General features: G+C 72.2%; 11 protein-coding genes. 6 read left to right on the top strand and 5 right to left on the bottom strand.

Features of this window, described 5'->3' with window-relative positions:
- A partial coding sequence (locus B7X32_RS09160; protein ID WP_366246973.1) for a LacI family DNA-binding transcriptional regulator occupies positions 1–237 on the bottom strand: 237 nt, incomplete at its 3' end.
- Positions 238–328: 91 nt separating this feature from the next.
- Here B7X32_RS09160 and galT point away from each other — a divergent pair.
- The 3 genes from galT (at position 329) to galE (ending at position 4,209) form a co-directional block, all read left to right on the top strand.
- Positions 329–1,516 carry a galactose-1-phosphate uridylyltransferase gene (galT, locus tag B7X32_RS09155; RefSeq protein ID WP_292718744.1) on the top strand — a complete coding sequence of 396 codons (1,188 nt, stop codon included), beginning with the start codon at positions 329–331 and terminating at the stop codon, positions 1,514–1,516.
- 159 nt (positions 1,517–1,675) lie between these two features.
- A complete protein-coding gene (gene galK, locus B7X32_RS09150) occupies positions 1,676–3,031 on the top strand; it encodes a galactokinase (protein ID WP_292718742.1) in 1,356 nt (451 codons plus the stop codon).
- 200 nt (positions 3,032–3,231) lie between these two features.
- Complete coding sequence (galE, locus tag B7X32_RS09145; RefSeq protein WP_292718740.1) at positions 3,232–4,209, top strand: UDP-glucose 4-epimerase GalE; 978 nt, start codon at positions 3,232–3,234, stop codon at positions 4,207–4,209.
- A 276-nt stretch (positions 4,210–4,485) separates the two neighbouring features.
- Here the strand turns inward: galE and B7X32_RS09140 are convergent, their stop codons facing one another.
- A complete protein-coding gene (locus B7X32_RS09140; RefSeq protein ID WP_292718739.1) occupies positions 4,486–6,756 on the bottom strand; it encodes a glycoside hydrolase family 3 C-terminal domain-containing protein in 2,271 nt (756 codons plus the stop codon).
- Positions 6,757–6,880: 124 nt separating this feature from the next.
- On the opposite strand from B7X32_RS09140, the gene B7X32_RS09135 reads away from it, so the two are divergent.
- Entirely contained in the window at positions 6,881–7,480 is a 600-nt protein-coding gene (locus B7X32_RS09135) for a TetR/AcrR family transcriptional regulator (protein WP_292718737.1), read from the top strand.
- A 43-nt stretch (positions 7,481–7,523) separates the two neighbouring features.
- Here B7X32_RS09135 and B7X32_RS09130 read toward each other — a convergent pair whose 3' ends face one another.
- Both B7X32_RS09130 and B7X32_RS09125 read right to left on the bottom strand, forming a co-directional pair.
- Positions 7,524–9,065 (bottom strand): carboxylesterase family protein, encoded by a 1,542-nt coding sequence (locus B7X32_RS09130; RefSeq protein ID WP_292718735.1) that lies wholly within the window; start codon positions 9,063–9,065, stop codon positions 7,524–7,526.
- A gap of 61 nt (positions 9,066–9,126) precedes the next feature.
- Positions 9,127–10,434: an MFS transporter gene (locus B7X32_RS09125; protein ID WP_292718733.1), complete on the bottom strand. Its 1,308-nt coding sequence runs from the start codon at positions 10,432–10,434 to the stop codon at positions 9,127–9,129.
- Between the two features lie 165 nt (positions 10,435–10,599).
- Here B7X32_RS09125 and B7X32_RS09120 point away from each other — a divergent pair, with 165 nt between their 5' ends.
- Positions 10,600–11,166: a TetR/AcrR family transcriptional regulator gene (locus tag B7X32_RS09120; RefSeq protein WP_292718731.1), complete on the top strand. Its 567-nt coding sequence runs from the start codon at positions 10,600–10,602 to the stop codon at positions 11,164–11,166.
- A 167-nt stretch (positions 11,167–11,333) separates the two neighbouring features.
- Entirely contained in the window at positions 11,334–12,809 is a 1,476-nt protein-coding gene (locus B7X32_RS09115) for a carboxylesterase family protein (RefSeq protein WP_292718728.1), read from the top strand.
- Positions 12,810–13,018: 209 nt separating this feature from the next.
- On the opposite strand, the gene B7X32_RS09110 is transcribed toward B7X32_RS09115, so the two are convergent.
- Positions 13,019–16,495, bottom strand: coding sequence for a bifunctional proline dehydrogenase/L-glutamate gamma-semialdehyde dehydrogenase (locus B7X32_RS09110; protein ID WP_292718726.1), 3,477 nt, complete (start codon positions 16,493–16,495; stop codon positions 13,019–13,021).
- Between the last annotated feature and the right edge of the window lie 153 nt (positions 16,496–16,648).

Below are 16,648 nucleotides of genomic sequence, written 5' to 3'. Positions count from 1 at the left end.
TTTCGGGCGGTATCCGAGTTCGGCCATGGCCTCCTCGACCCGCTCGCGCGTGGCCGGATCCACCCGCGGACTGTCGTTCACGACACGCGAGACGGTCTGCCCGGACACCCCGGCGCGCGCCGCGACCATCGCCATCGACACACGCCCGGTCGGCTTCGGGCCGCGCCGCGCCGGGGCGGACGGCGTCCCGCTCTCGATCCGCTGCATCTCCTCGAGCTCGTCGTCGCGCTTCGGCATCGGCCCGCCTCTCACCCCGCCGGTCCCGCGTGTACCGACCTCAGGATTGTTGACGCTATCACGCCGCGTGCCCTATCGTGTTTACGTGAACATGGAAATGGCTCCTGAGTTCGGTACAGCCGAGGTCACCGCACTCTCCGCCGGCGTGGTCAAGCGCGCCACGCGCCTCGCCGACGGCCGCGACCTCATCTACTACGACGACGCCGGCTCCACCCTCCCCGCCGAGCGCTCGATCGACGCCCGCACGCTGGATCCGCGCCCCGACACCGCGACGATGCGGCAGGACGTGCTGACCGGCGACTGGATCACGTTCGCCACCAAGCGCCAGACGCGGGTGATGATGCCGAGCGCGGACGCGGATCCGCTCGCCCCGCAGTCTCCGACGAACCCCTCCGAGGTGCCGTCCCGCTATGACGTCGCGGTGTTCGAGAACCGCTCCCCGTCGTTCGGCCCCGCCCTCGCCGAGGCCACAGGTGCCGCCCCGGAGGCGGTCGCCCCGCCGCGCGGTCTGGACGACCTCGAGGAGATCGGGCTCGAGCGCACCCGCACCAGCGTGGGCCGGTGCGAGGTCGTGTGCTTCAGTCCAGAGCACGCCGGATCCTTCGGCACCCAGTCCGTCACCCGCGCGCGCACCGTGATCGAGGCCTGGGCCGACCGCACCGCGGCTCTGAGCGCCCTGCCCGGCATCGAGCAGGTGTTCCCGTTCGAGAACCGCGGCGAGGCGATCGGCGTGACCCTCCCCCATCCGCACGGGCAGATCTACGCCTACCCCTATGTCACCCCGCGCACGCAGCGGCTGCGCGAGAGCATCGCGCGCACCGGCGCCGATCTGTTCGACCGGATCCTGGCCGCCGAGCAGCGTTCAGAGCGCGTCGTGCTGCAGGGCGAGCACTGGACCGCGTTCGTGCCGTTCGCCGCGCGCTGGCCGCTCGAGGTGCAGCTGCTGCCGCACCGCCACGTGCCCGACTTCTCGGCGCTGTCCGACGCCGAGCGCGACGAGCTCGCCCCGCTCTACCTGCGCCTGCTCCGCGGGGTGGACGCGCTCTACGAGACCCCCACCGCGTACATCGCGGCGTGGCATCAAGCGCCGGTCCGCGTCGGACGCGACGAGATCCGGATGCGCCTCGAGCTCACCAGCCCGCGCCGTGCCGCCGACAAGCTGAAGTTCCTGGCCGGATCCGAATCCGCGATGTCCGCGTGGACCGCCGAGATCCTCCCCGAGGACGCCGCAGCCCGACTGCGGGACGCGATCGCGTCCGTCCCCGCCCCGACCGCCTGATCCGCCCCGCCTGCCCTTCCCTTTTCCGACTGCCTGCCCTCCCTTTCCGACCGTGTCCCACTTTTCGCTCTCGAATCGCCGCTTTGGCCGCCGAAAGTGGGACATGACCCCACCGGAAGTGGGACACGGTCGGCAGAGCACCCCTCCCGAGGAGACCCGATGACCCTTGCCCGCACCGCCGCCCCCTCCGACGCGACCGGCAGCACCGCCCCCTCCGACCCGACCGGCACCGCCGCCCCCTCCGACGCGACTGGCACCGACGCTCCGTCCGACGCGACCGGCGCCGCCGCCCCCACCGCCGTCTCCGCCGCCGAGGCCCTGTTCCGCGACCTGGCCGGATCCGAGCCCGCCGGCGTCTGGTCGGCGCCGGGGCGCGCGAACCTCATCGGCGAGCACACCGACTACAACGACGGCTTCGTCCTGCCCTTCGCGATCCAGCACCGCACGGCGGCCGCCGCACGGCTGCGCACCGACGGGCGGATCCGCGTCGCGTCCACGTTCGCCGCCGAACCGGTCGAGGTCGCACTCGACGATCTCGAGAGGCTGTTCCCGTCCGTCGACGCCCGTCGCGCGACGCCGCGCGAGGCATCCGACGACCAGGCATCCACCGTGCCGGAATGGGCGGCCTATCCGCTCGGCGTCGCCTGGGCGCTGCGCGCGCTGGTGCCCGCGTGGGCGGCCGGTACCTTCGCGGGCGTCGACATCGCGATCGCCTCCGACGTGCCCGTCGGGGCCGGGCTGTCGTCGTCCGCGGCGATCGAGGGCGCGACGGGCGCGGCGCTGAACGAGCTGTGGGGCCTGGGGCTCGACCCGGTGGCGCTCGCGCAGGCCGGCCGACGGGCCGAGAACGAGGCCGTCGGCGCCCCGACCGGGATCATGGACCAGATGGCGTCGACGCTCGGACACGCCGACGCCGCCGTGTTCCTGGACTGCCGCTCGCTCGAGACCCGCTCGATTCCGCTCGGGTTCGCCGAGGCGGGGCTCGAGGTGCTCGTGATCGACACGGGCGTGAAGCACGCGCACTCCACCGGCGGCTACCGCGAGCGTCGCGAATCCTGCGAGCGCGGGGCCGCCGCGCTCGGGGTGCCGGCGCTGCGCGACGTGACGGCGGCGGATCTGCCGCGCGCCGCGGAGCTGCTCGACGAGGTGGACTTCCGCCGGGTACGACACGTCGTGACCGAGGATCAGCGCGTGCTCGACACGGTCGCCGCGCTCGCCGCACACGGTCCGCGCGCGATCGGCGACCTGCTCGTCGCGTCGCACGCGTCCATGCGGGACGACTTCGAGATCTCGATCCCCGAACTCGACACCGCGGTCGATGTCGCCCTCGCGCACGGCGCGATCGGCGCGCGTATGACGGGCGGCGGCTTCGGCGGCGCCGCGATCGCGCTCGTCGACCACGAGGCGGTGCCCGTGGTGTCGGAGGCCGTGCGCGCGGCGTTCGCCGAGGCGGGCTTCGCCACGCCGCACCTGTTCACGGTCACGCCCTCGGCCGGGCCGCGCCGCGACGTCTGAGCGCTCCGGATCCGGAGCCCTCGCCGCTCCCGTCGCAAGAACTGCCGCTCTGCGCGCCTGATAGCGACAGCTTTCGCGACGGGAGCGGTGGGATCCGACATCCGGTGCGGCGGGAGCGGATCCGGATCCGCCCCGGGAATCCCCCAGCGAAGCCCCGACAGAATGAGAGATTCGCGCACTCGCGCGACGGAAGGAGACCCATGTCCTGGCTTGTCACCGGCGGCGCCGGCTACATCGGATCGCACGTCGTGCGCGCTCTCTCGGAGGCCGGCCTCACCCCGGTCGTGCTGGACGACCTCTCCAGCGGGATCGCGTCGTTCGTACCCGAGGGCGTGGCGTTCGTGCAGGGCAGCATCCTGGACCGGGAGCTTGTCGAGCGCACCCTGCGCGAGCACGGGGTGCATGGCGTGATCCACGTGGCCGGCTACAAGTACGCCGGGGTGTCGGTGCAGCGGCCGCTGCACACCTACGCGCAGAACGTCGAGGGCACCCGGGTGATCCTCGAGGCGATGGCGGCGGTCGGCGTCGCGAACATCGTGTTCTCCTCGAGCGCTGCGGTGTTCGGCACACCCGACGCGCCCCTCGTCGTGGAGGACACCGAGAAGCGTCCGGCGAGCCCCTACGGCGAGTCCAAGCTGATCGGCGAGTGGCTGCTGCGCGATCAGGCCGTCGCCACGGCCGGATCCGCGAACCCGCTCGTGCACACCTCGCTGCGCTACTTCAACGTGGTCGGATCCGCCGATCCGTCCGTCTACGACGTGAGCCCGCACAACCTGTTCCCGATCGTGTTCGAGAAGCTGCTCGCGGGCGAGACCCCGCGGATCAACGGCGACGACTACGCCACCGAGGACGGCACGAACGTGCGCGACTACGTGCACGTCGGCGACATCGCGCTCGCCCACGTGGCCGCTGCCCAGCGCATGATCGCGGGGCAGCCGATCGAGGCCGCCTACAACCTGGGATCCGGCGACGGCCTCTCGGTGCGCCAGATCATGGACGCGATGGCGCGCGTGACCGGCATCGCCTTCACGCCCGAGATCGGCGCGCGCCGCCCCGGCGACCCCGACCGCATCGTCGCGACCGGCGAGCTCGCCGCGCGCGACCTGGACTGGCGGATGCGTCACACGGTCGACGAGATGGTCCGCTCGGGCTGGGAGGCTCGCCGCAACGCCGCCTGAGCGCGAGGCACGCCTCGCCGAGTGCACGGCTTGTTGCCGAGCGCACGGCATGCTGGCGCATCTTCGCCGAGTGCACGGCATGTTGCCGAGCGCACGGCTCGTGCACGCCAAGATCCCGTGCAGTCGGCAAGATCCCGTGCACTCGCGGATCGCGACGGCAGGATCCCGTGCACTCGGCAGGTTCCGGTGCACTCGGCAGGATCCCGTGCACTCGCGGATCGCACGAAACGCGGCCTCCCCGGAAGGAGACCGCGTCCCGTACTGCAAAGGCGCGGGCTAGGCCTGCGGGGCGTTCGCGGCGGCGAGGAGCTGATCCACGCCGTCGCGGTCGAGGCCCCAGCCGAACGCGGGGAGGCGTCCGATCGGGAACGAGCCCATCATCATCTTCTCCATGGCCTCGCCCGACATGATGCCGTCGCCCTCGCCGCCGAACTGCTCCTGGAGGGCGGCGAACGCACCGGCGACCATCGGACCGGCGACCGGGTGCGCGAACACCGCGGCAAGCGTGGATTCGGGGGTGAGCGGCACCAGGACCGCGTCGCCGGCGACGTCGACCGTGACGGATCCGCGCAGGTCGCGGCTCGATGCCGCGGCCTCGATGCGGTAGGCGCCGCCCTCGACGACGAACCGGTCGACCCGGATGTCCCAGTACGCGAGGTCCTCGCGGCGCACCGTCAGCACGACGTCGGTCGCGGCGCCGGCCGCGATCTCGACCGAGGCGAAGGCCTTGAGTTCGCGGGGAGCGCGCTCCACCGCGGAGGCGACCGGGGCGACGTAGACCTGCACGACCTCGCGGCCGTCGCGGGATCCGGTGTTCGTCACGGGGACCGTCACCGCGATGTCGCCCGATGCCGTGACCTCGGCGGAGACCGCGCCGTAGGCGAACGACGTGTACGACAGGCCGTGGCCGAACGGGTACGTCACCGCCATGTCGCGGGCGTCGTACCAGCGGTAGCCCACGAAGATGCCCTCGCCGTAGCGCACGTGCCCGTTCGAGCCGGGGAAGTTGCCGAACGCCGGGGTGTCCTCGATCCGGTGCGGGATCGTCTCGGCCAGGCGGCCGGACGGGTTCACCGCGCCGAGCAGCACGTCGACGGTCGCGGATCCGCCGGCCTGGCCGAGCAGCCACGCCTCGACGATCGCGGGCACGCGGTCGACGAAGGGCAGCGCCACGACCGACCCGTTCGACAGCACGACGACCGTGCGCGGGTTCGCCGCCACGACCGCGTCGAGCAGGGCGAGCTGGTGCGCGGCGAGGTCGATGTGCTCGCGGTCGAAGCCCTCCGACTCCTCCGCATCGGTGAGGCCGAGGAAGACCACGGCGACGTCGCGCGAGGCGGCGAGCGCCACGGCCTCGTCGCGGAGCGCGTCCTGCCCCTCGGCCGCCGCGTCGAACGCGAAGCCCGGCGCGAACGCGACCCGGTCTCCGGCGGCCTCGGTCAGGGCGTCGAGGGCGGAGTCCACGCGCGTCGGGTTGATGTGCGAGGAGCCGCCGCCCTGGAAGCGCGGGGTGCGGGCGAACTCGCCGATCAGCGCGATCGAGGCGCCCTCAGCGAGCGGCAGCAGCGGGGCGCCGTCGACCGCGTCGTTCTTGAGCAGCACGATCGAGCGTCCGGCGACCTCACGGGCCAGGGCGTGGTGCGCATCGACGTCGAGCGGGCCGGTGACGGCAGGGCGGACCTGCGCGCGGCCGACCAGGTCGAGCACGCGGCCGGCGGAGGCGTCCAGCGCGGCCGCGACGGCCGGGTCGGATCCTGCGGCGGCGGCCACGGCGCGATCTGGAGCACCGTCACTGCCCGGCATCTCCAGGTCGAGGCCCGCGACGAGCGCCGCGACGCGATCGTTCACCGCACCCCAGTCGGAGACGACGAGGCCCTCGAAGCCCCACTCGTCGCGCAGCACCTGCGTGAGCAGCCACGGATCCTGCGAGGCGTAGACGCCGTTGATCTTGTTGTACGAGCACATCACGGTCCACGGCTGGGCGTCCTTCACGACGCGCTCGAAGCCGCGCAGGTAGATCTCGCGCAGCGGCCGCGGGTCGACGTCGCTCGACGCGGTCATCCGCTCGAACTCCTGGTTGTTGGCCGCGAAGTGCTTGAGCGACGAGCCGACGCCCTGCGACTGGATGCCCTTCACGAGCCCCGCGCCGATGACGCCGGAGACGATCGGATCCTCCGACACGTACTCGAAGTTGCGCCCGCACAGCGGCGAGCGCTTGATGTTGATGCCCGGGCCGAGGATGACCGCGACGTCCTCGATCGCGGACTCGACGCCGAGCGCCACGCCGACCCGCTCGGCGAGCTCGGGGTCGAACGCGGATCCGAGTCCGGACGCCGGCGGGAAGCAGGTGGCGGGAACGCTCTCGCTGAGGCCGAGGTGATCGCTGTCCGCGGCCTGCTTGCGCAGGCCGTGCGGGCCGTCGGTGACCATGATCGACGGCAGGCCGATGCGGTCGATGGACTTCAGGGTCCAGAAGTCGGCGCCGCTCGTGAGCGAGGCCTTCTCCTCGGTGCTGAGCTCGGGCAGGTGATCGCGGGGCGATGTCATTGTCGACTCCTTCGTAGACGACTCACGGGTGACGGGCAGGGCCAGTCGATCAGGTTCTGGGACAGAAAGCAAGTGTTACTCGGTTTTTAGCTGCGAGGGGTCGGCACCGGGATAGTCTCGGGTCATGGCACGACGAGGTTCGTACGCGAAGGGGATCGCGAAGCGCGAGGAGATCCTGCGCGCCGCGCTCGCGGTGGTCGCCCGCGAGGGCTATCACGGCGCCTCCGTGAAGGAGCTCGCCGAGGAGGTCGGCCTCAGCCAGGCGGGCCTGCTGCACTACTTCGACAGCAAGGACGAGCTGTTCGTCGAGATCCTGCGCACCCGCGACGAGGTCGACATGGCGGGCCACTCCGGCGCCGTGGATGCCGCGACGCTCGACGAGCTGCGCGACGGCTACCTCGACATCGTGCGGCACAACGCGCGCGTCCCGGGGCTCGTCGAGCTGTTCACCCGCCTCGCGGCCGACGCCGCGAACCCGGAGCATCCGTCCCGCGCGTTCTTCGCCGAGCGCAGCACCGGCCTCCGCGAGCGCTGGGCCGGCACCATCGCGGACGCGCAGGCGGAGGGCGCGATCCGCGACGACATCGACCCGATGCTCGCCGCGAGACTGCTGCAGGCCGTGTCCGACGGCGCCCAGATGCAGCTGCTGGTCGAGCCCGACCTCGACATGGTGGTCCTCATCGAGACGCTGTTCGCGCTGATGCAGTCCCCGGACCGGCGCTGACCGCCGACCCGGGGCAGCGCGACCGAGATTCGGCCGGCCTCGCTCAACGACCGGTGGCGAGCAGCGGGCGCACCGAGGCGTACGCATCCGCCTCATCCCGCGACGGGGTGTCGTACACGCGCGCGATCCTGGCCGCGTCGTCGTACCGCGCCCAGCCGGGATCGCCGTCGGCGATGAAGGCGACGGCGGCGGCGTGCACCTCGTCGGCGAGGGCCTGCGGCGGGTTCGGGCCGGCGAGCGGCTCCATCGCGGGGCCGTCCAGGCAGTCGAAGAAGAACGGCACGTCCAGGCAGTGCTCGGCGAAGCCGAAGTGCCCCGAGGGCCAGGAGAACCGGTAGGCCCAGGTGGGAGCAGTGCCGCGATCCGCCAGTATGCGCAGGATCGCGACCCGGAACATCCGGTCGGTCAGCACGCGCCCCGCCAGGCGCGCCTTGCCCTTCGCGACCACGTCGGCGTTGGCGGCGAGGTAAGGAGCGCGCGCCTCCTTCGGCACGCCGAGCTTGCCGAGCAGCACCCCCTTCGGCACGAGCGCCATGGCCTTGCCCGCATCGGCGGTGGCCATCGTGAACTCGTCGTCGGTCGCGCCGAGCACGAGCGGCTTGCCGGATCCGATGCCCTCGCGGAACGACTCGGGCGTGGGCCGCAGGATGAGGTCGCCGTCGACGGAGGGCCCGAGCGGCAGCCCGTTCTCGACGAGGTCGCCCATGTCGCCGCCGTCGAAGGCGGTGAGCTTCTTCTGGACCTCGAGGATCCGGTCCTCGCTCAGCGCGCCGAGCCCCGCACGCGTGGGCGCGACGCCCAGCTCGGCCGCCAGTCGGAGGCCGAACTCCTCCGAGCGGGCCGCCGAGACATCGGCCAGGGCGCCGGAGATCGCGTAGACGCCGTGGAACAGGTGCTGCGCCTTCTCCATGCCGAGCAGCGTCATGACCGCTCCGCCGCCCGCAGACTGCCCGGCGATCGTGACCCGGGCCGGGTCCCCGCCGAAGGCCGCGATGTTCTGCTGCACCCACTCCAGGGCGAGCAGCCAGTCCCGCACGCCGCGGTTCGACGGCGCGTCCTCGATCCAGCCGAAGCCGTCGAAGCCGAGCCGGTACGAGAGCGTCACGGTCACCACGCCGTCGCGGGTGAAGTTGCGGCCGTCGTACCAGGGGCTCGCCGGAGAGCCGGCGAAGTACCCGCCGCCGTGGATGTACACGAGCACGGGGAGTCCGGCGCCGGTCGCCACCTCAGGGCTCGGCGTGTAGACGTTCACGTTGAGCGTCGACTCCCCCGGCACGCTGGGCTCGGGGATCAGCGTCACGCCGGGGTCGCCCCGCTGCGCGGTGGGCCCGAACGCGGCGGCGTCGAACACGCCCTGCCACGGGGCCTTGGGCACGGGCGCCGCGAAGCGGAGCTCGCCCACCGGCGCCTCGGCGAACGGGATGCCGAGGAACGCCGCGGAGCGGAGGTTCCCGCGCGGGCCGGATCCGGGAGGGGTGGTGTCGCGCCAAAGTCCGCGCACACGCCCTGCGCTGGTCTGCACCTCGGGGTGATCGGCGGCGGCTTCGGCGGCGCCGAGGTCGGCGGTGGTCTGGGCGTTCTCCATCGGGAGTCCTTTCGTGGAGGGTGGCGCCGGGGCGGGGCTGATCGACCCGCCCCGGCAGGTGCTACTTGACGCTCCTGATCGGGGCGGTGACGAGCGCCGCGAGCACGGCGAACACCATCGCGAACACGAACAGCATGGGGTACCCGCCGAAGGATCCGATGATCACGGCGGCGATCGGGGCGCTGAGCGCCTGCGGGATGTTGGTGGCGACGTTGAGGATCCCGAGGTCCTTGCCGGCATCGCTGCCCTCGCTGGGGAGCACCTCGGTCATGAGGGCCGCGTCGACCGACATGTACAGGCCGAAGCCGATGCCGTTCACCACGCTCATGATGATCATCCCGGTCATGTTCGGCATCAGCAGCGGGAACGCGAGGCCGATCACCATCACGACGGTCGCGGCGTAGATGAACACCTTGCGGCGGCCCACCCTGTCGCTCCACCAGCCGGAGAGGGCGATCGCCGCCATGGTGGGGACCAGCGGGATCAGGGTCAGCGTGAGGGTCGCGCCCTGCGCCTCGGCCAGCGACATCCCGATGTAGTCGGTCAGCAGGTACAGCTGGTAGGCGGTGACGGCGAAGTAGCCGAGGATCAGCAGGAAGCGGGCCGCGAACGCCCAGGCGAAGTCGGGGTGCTTGCGGGGGTCGATCCAGAACCCGCGGAAGAACGCGCCCCACCGGAACGGCGCGACGGCGGCGTTCTTCGAGGACCAGTCCTTGTTGAGCACCACGAAGAGCACGGTGACCACGATCACGGCGATGCCGAAGACGGAGTAGCCGATGCCGATCTGCGCGCCGAGCGCGGCCGCGATCATGACGCCGACTGTCATGCCGAGCTGCGTGCCGAGCCCGATCATGGCGCTCGCGCCGCCGCGCTTGGCGCGCGGGAAGCGGTCGGCCGTGATCGTGGTGAGCGGCGCCTGCAGGAAGTTCAGGGCCACCTGGATCACCACCCAGAACACCGTGATCCAGAAGACGTCCTGGAGGGATCCCATGCCGAACAGCAGGATGCCTCCGACGAGCGCGCCCATGACCATCCACGGCGCACGGCGGCCGAAGCGGGACCGGGTGCGGTCGCTGAAGGCTCCGGCGAGAGGCTGCGCGAAGAGCGTGAAGACGAACGACGTCGTCGTGACGATCGCCAGGTTCTGCACCTTGTGCGCCGGGTCCAGCACCGCGATCTGCGAGGGCAGCAGGATCGCGATGAGCCCGCCGTAGGTCGCGAACAGCGTCAGCGAGGCGGCCAGCAGGCTGGGCAGCAGCCGCTTGGTCGCCGGCGGGCTCGCTGCGGGATCGCCGGCGGCAGGGGCCTCGGCGCGGATGAGTCCGGTCGGCGCGATCCCCGCGGCGGGATCGGGAGGGGTGATGGTCATGCTGGGCTCCTCATCGAGCAGTACGGGTGCGAACCTCAATACCAAACCATGTTTGGTTTCTGGATCCGGGACGATTGTCGCACTGAAACACGAACACCGCAAGGCTTTCAGGCTTCGAAAGCCATCGATTGTTCGTGTTTCGTGACGGCCGGATATTCTGGCCCCATGGCCAAACGGGGTGCGTACGCGAAGGGGGTCGTCAAGCGCGAGGAGATCCTCGAAGCGGCGCTCGACATCGTCGGCCGGCGCGGCTATCGCAACGCCTCGGTGCGCGAGATCGCCGATGCGGTGGGTCTCAGCCCCGCGGGACTCCTGCACTACTTCGGCACCAAGGAGGAGCTCTTCGTCGAGATCCTCCGCGCCCGCGACGTGCATGACACCGAGCAGTTCGACGACCTCGATTTCACGGAGTCGTTCCTCGAGGTGGTGCGGCACAACACCGAGGTGCCGGGGCTCGTGGAGCTCTACACGCGCCTCGCCGCCGAGGCCGCGGATCCCGACCACCCGGCCCGCGGGTTCTTCCTCGACCGCACCGAGGCCGTGCACGCGGCCGCCCGCGAGGCGCTCACCGCGGACCAGCGGGAGGGCCGGATCCGCGCCGATCTCGACGTCGAGTGGATCATCCGCGCCGGGCACGCCCTCGCCGACGGACTGCAGAACGCCTGGATCCTGGATCCTGGGATCGACATGGCCGCCGACATCGACCGGTTCTTCGCGCTCCTGCGGGCATGACGCCGGGAAACGGGGTCGTTGAGCGAGGCGAAGTCCCCTCGGGGTCGTTGAGCGAGCCGAAGGCGAGACGAAACGTCGCACCTCGCACAGCACCGCGTTTCGTCTCGCGCGGCCTGTGGCCGTGCTCGCTCAACGTCCCGTCGAGGTCGGGCGGCTACCCTGATCGGGTGACTGCCGACGCCCCCCTCGCCCGGACCGACTCCGGCCCCGTCCGGGGATTCTGGCGGGGCGAGCCCGGCACGCCGAAGGCCTCCGCCGCGTTCCTCGGGATCCCGTTCGCCGCGGCGCCCGTCGGCGAGCGGCGCTTCGCCGCCCCGCAGCCGCCCGAGCCCTGGACCGAGGTGCGCGACGCGACCGCGTTCGGGCCGACCGCGCAGCGCGGCGACAAGGGCGAGACGCTCATCCCCGAGCCCAGCATCCCCGGCGCCGCGACCCTGAACGTGAACGTGTTCACCCCGGCGCTCGAGGGATCCCGTCCCGTCATGGTGTGGATCCACGGCGGCGGGTACGTCGACGGCTCGCCCGCGAGCCCCTGGTACGACGGCGCCGCCTTCAACCGCGACGATGTGGTGACCGTCACCGTGTCGTACCGGCTCGGCTTCGACGGCTTCGGCCTGATGCCGGGCGCTCCCGCGAACCGCGGTGTCCTGGATTGGATCGCCGGGCTGGAGTGGGTGCAGCGCAACATCGCGGCGTTCGGCGGGGATCCGTCGCGCGTGACGATCGCGGGGCAGTCCGCCGGCGCGGGCGCGGTGCTGACCCTGCTCGGGCTCGAGCGCGCGCAGCACCTTTTCCACGCGGCGATGGCCTTCTCCCCGGCGCTCGCCGACATCGACCCGGCGCTGGCGTCGCGACGCACGCGCGCGCTCGGCGTGCTGCTCGGCTGCGCGCCGGATGCCGCCGGCTTCCGCACGGTGCCGGAGCGCACCCTGCAGCGCGCGCAGCCGAAGGCCGCCCTGCTCGGCGCGACGCGGCTGAAGGCGCTGCTCGCCCCGCTCGCCGACGGTCTGCCCTGGGGCCCCGTCGTCGACGGCGAGGTCGTGCCGCGCCCGGCCGTCGCGGCGCTGCAGGCGGGGATCGGCGCCGACAAGCCCCTGTTGCTCGGCGCGACTGACGACGAGTTCACCATGACCATGGACCGGGCGCCCCGCGTGCTGCGGTTCGTCCCCGCCGCGCTCGCGCTGACCCTGCTCTGCCGGGACCGGTCCGTGCGGCGCGCCTATCTCGCCGCGAACGGGCCGCAGCGGCGTCTCGGCACCCCGGCGCTGCTCGGACGATTCGTGACGGACCGGGTCTTCCGCTCGCTCGTGGTGCGGGCGGCGCAGGCGCGGGGCGACGCCCCCACCTGGGCCTACCGCTTCGCCTGGGTCTCCCCCGCGAAGGGCTGGTCGTGCCACTGCCTCGACGTGCCGTTCTGGTTCGACGTGCTCGACGATCCGTTCGTGGAGGGCCTGGCCGGTCCCACCCCGCCGCAGCACCTCGCCACGGAGATGCACGCCACCGCCGTCCGATTCGTCGAGGACGGCGATCCGGGCTGGCCGCAGTGGCGCACGGATCCTGGGCTCTCCCGCGTCTTCGGCGCCGGTCCCGCCGAGCCCGCCCTGTCGGCGACCGCCTTCGACGGAGCCCTGCCCCTGGCGTGAGCCTGCTTCCCCCCGGTCGTTGAGCGGCGCAGGCGACCGAGACGAAACGCGGCGATCTCGCGAGAGCACCGCGTTTCGTCTCACTCGGCCTGCGGCCGTGTTCGCTCAACGACCCCGGGGAGCAGGGGCGACACGACGAACCCGCCGTCCGAGGGGAGCGGGACGGCGGGTTCGGGTCGATGCGGGCGTGCGCCCCGGGGCGGATCCGATCAGGCGATCGGGTCGAGCAGCGGGATCTCGTAGCGGTGCGGCGTGCCGAAGCGGTGCGCCGTGACCGAGACCGCCTGCTCGCGCAGGAAGGTCAGGATCTCCACGCGGCCCGCGGCGACCACCGGGTTCGCGTACAGCGCGAGGCTCGGCGAGCCGTTCACGGCGGCGGCGGTGTCGGCCGCGGCGGCGCCGATGAGGCGCACCCGTCCGTCACGCGCCGCGAGGCGCTGGGCGTGCGCGGCCCAGGTGGCGGCGTCCTCGGTCGCGACCGTGACGTCCTGCGTGCCGAGCCAGGTCGCCACGGCGCCCGGGAGCGCGGTCGCCGTGCTGACCGTGACGCGCGCGCGGGCGCGGCGTCCGGCCGCCACGACGCGCACGAGCTCGGCGATGCGGGAGCCCTCGAAGCGCACCGTCACCGGCACTGCCTGGTAGCGCAGCGCGTTCTGCTCGGTGGTGAGACCGGTCGCGTCGCGCACGACCCCGAACTCGTCGGCCCACGCGTCGATGTCGGTCGCCAGCGCACCGCGCAGCCACGCGATGTCGGCATCCGCGTCGCCCGCCGCGGCGAGCGCGCCCACCGCGCCGGTCGCGAGCGCGTCGAGCTCGCGCGTCGATGCGACAGGGGCGTCGGTCCACTCCGAGAGGCCCACGAGGTAGTTCGGGCCACCCGCCTTGGAACCGGCGCCGACGGCGGCCTTCTTCCAGCCGCCGAACGGCTGGCGCTGCACGATCGCCCCGGTGGTGCCGCGGTTGACGTAGACGTTGCCCGCCTGGATGGCGGCCAGCCACGTCTGGATCTCGTCCTCGTCGAGCGAGTGCAGGCCCGAGGTGAGGCCGTAGTCGATGTCGTTGACGACGTCGATCGCCTCCTCCAGGGAACCGGCGGTCATGATGCCCAGCACCGGGCCGAAGTACTCCACGCGGTGGAACTCGGATCCGCGCTTGACGCCGTCGCGGATGCCGGGACGCCACAGCTGTCCCGCGTCGTCCAGCTTCTCCGGCTTCAGCAGCCAGCTCTCGCCCGCGTGCAGCGTGGTGAGGGCGTCGAGCAGCTTGCCCTCGGCCGGGCCGATGAGCGGGCCGATGCGGTTCGAGCCGTTGCTCGGCTCGCCCACGTCGTAGGCGCGGACGGCGTCGACGAGCTGACGGCGGAACCGCTCGGAGCTCGCGGCGGATCCGACGAGCACGACGAGCGACGCCGCGGAGCACTTCTGGCCGGCGTGGCCGAACGCGGCGTACGCGACGTCCTTCGCGGCGAGGTCGAGGTCGGCGGAGGGCGTGACGATGATCGCGTTCTTGCCGCTCGTCTCGGCGAGCAGCGGCAGGTCCTGACGGAAGCCGCGGAACAGCTCGGCCGTCTCGTAGCCGCCGGTGAGGATGACGCGGCCCACGGCCGGATCGCTCACGAGCTTCGTACCCAGGTCGCGGCCGTCGAGCTGCACGTACTGCAGCACCTCGCGGGGCACGCCGGCCTCCCACAGCGCCTCGACCATGACCGCGCCGGAGCGGCGGGCCTGACGGGCGGGCTTGATGATGACCGGGGATCCGGTGGCGAGCGCCGAGAGGGTGGATCCGGCCGGGATCGCGACCGGGAAGTTCCACGGCGGCGTGACGACCGTCAGCCCGACCGGCTGCATGGTGGCGCCGTCGACGTGGGCGAGCTTCTTGGCGCTCTCGGCGTAGTAGTGCGCGAAGTCGATCGCCTCGGAGACCTCCGGGTCGCCCTGCTCGATGACCTTGCCGGCCTCGGATCCCATGACCTCGAGCAGCTCGGCGCGACGCGCCTCGAGCACGTCGCCGGCCTTGTGCAGGATCGCGGCACGCCCCTCGGCGCCGAGCGCGCGCCAGGCCTCGCCCGCGGCGACCGCGGTCGAGATCGCCGCGTCGACCTGCTCCGGCGTGGAGAGCGTGTTCGCCGCGACCGTCGCGTTGCCGAGCTCTGACTCCTTCATGCGCGCGCGGATCGCGTCGCCCCATGCTCGGTTCGCCGCGAGCGACGGGTCGGTGTCGGGGGCGTTCAGGAAGCCGTCGGTCGGACCCGGCTCGATCGGCGCCGTGCGGTCCTGCACGCGGTTGGTGCCGGGCACCTCGGTGGGCATGCTGCGCACGGAGGCGAGGAAGCGCTCCTTCTCGCGCTCGAAGAGCTTCGGATCCGCGTCGAGGTCGAAGACCGCGGACATGAAGTTCTCCTGCGACGCCCCCTCCTCGAGGCGGCGGATGAGGTACGCGATCGCGACGTCGAACTCGTCCGGGTGGACGACCGGCGTGTAGAGCAGCAGGGATCCGACCGTGCGCTTGACGACCTGCGCCTGGGCGGAGGCCATGCCGAGCAGCATCTCGAACTCGACGCCCTCGGTCACGCCGCGCTGGGACGCGAGCAGCCACGCCAGGGCGATGTCGAAGAGGTTGTGACCGGCGACGCCGATCCGCAGGTTGCCGATGTGCTCCGGCCGCAGCGCGTACTCGAGCACAGCCTTGTACGAGGCGTCGGACTGCTGCTTGGTCGACCAGGTCGCGAGCGGCCAGCCGTGCGACTCGGCGTCGACGGTCTCCATGGGCAGGTTGGCGCCCTTGACGACGCGCACCTTGATCGGCGCACCGCCGTCTGCCACGCGCTTCGCCGCCCACTCCTGCAGGCGGATCATGGCGCCGAGGGCGTCGGGCAGGTACGCCTGCAGGACGATGCCGGCCTCGAGGGTCTTGAACTCGGGGCGGTCCAGGATCGAGGTGAAGACCGCGATCGTGAGATCGAGGTCCTTGTACTCCTCCATGTCGAGGTTGATGAACTTCGCGGATCCATCGGGCATGCCCTTGCGCGCGATCCGGTACAGCGGCAGCAGCGCCTCGGCGGCGTCGGCGACGGCCGCGTCGAACGCCCACGGGCTGTGCGGGGCGACCGTGGAGGACACCTTGATCGAGACGTAGTCGACGTCGTCGCGCTCGAGGAGGCGGCGGGTGCCCTCCAGGCGGCGCGCGGCCTCCTCGCGGCCGAGGATCGCCTCGCCGAGCAGGTTGATGTTGAGCTTCACGCCCTGGGTCTCGCGGATGTGCGCGATCGACTTGCCGAGCTTCTCGTCGCGGGCGTCCACGATGAGGTGGCGCACCATCTGGCGCAGCACCGTGCGGGCGGCGGGGACGACCACGCCGGGGACCAGCCCCGCGGTCGCGCCGCCCAGGCCGATCGCGGCGCGCATCGGGGCCGGAAGGAAGCCCGGGGTCAGCGGCACGAGCTCCTTGAGCTTGGCGGCGGCGACCTTGAGGTCCTCCGGGCGCACGACGCCGTCCACGAAACCGACCGTGAAGTCGAGGCCGTGGGGGTCGCGCAGCACGCCGGCGAGGCGCTGGCCCGCGGCGTCGACGGGCACCTCGCGGCTCTCCACGAGCCACTTCCTGACGAGGGCGACGGCGTCGTCGGCGAGGGCGGAGAGATCGTCGATGCCGGCTGCGGTGCCGACAGGGCTTTCGTTGGCGGTCATGGTTCCTCGTGGGGTCGGTGCCGTGGCTGGGGGTTCGCGCACGCGCGCGGGGATGCTCACAGCATGGATCCGATCTCCCTGCAGGAAAAGCGATCATTTATGACGGATATCATTCGTTATTACCGATGTTTTGTGGGCCCCCGTCCCTTGACC

Origin of the sequence: Microbacterium sp. 13-71-7 (assembly GCF_002257455.1) — a bacterium.
GTDB lineage: Bacteria > Actinomycetota > Actinomycetes > Actinomycetales > Microbacteriaceae > Microbacterium.
Note: the sequence above shows the minus strand (reverse complement) of the source record. Positions and strands in the feature narration are given on the sequence as shown.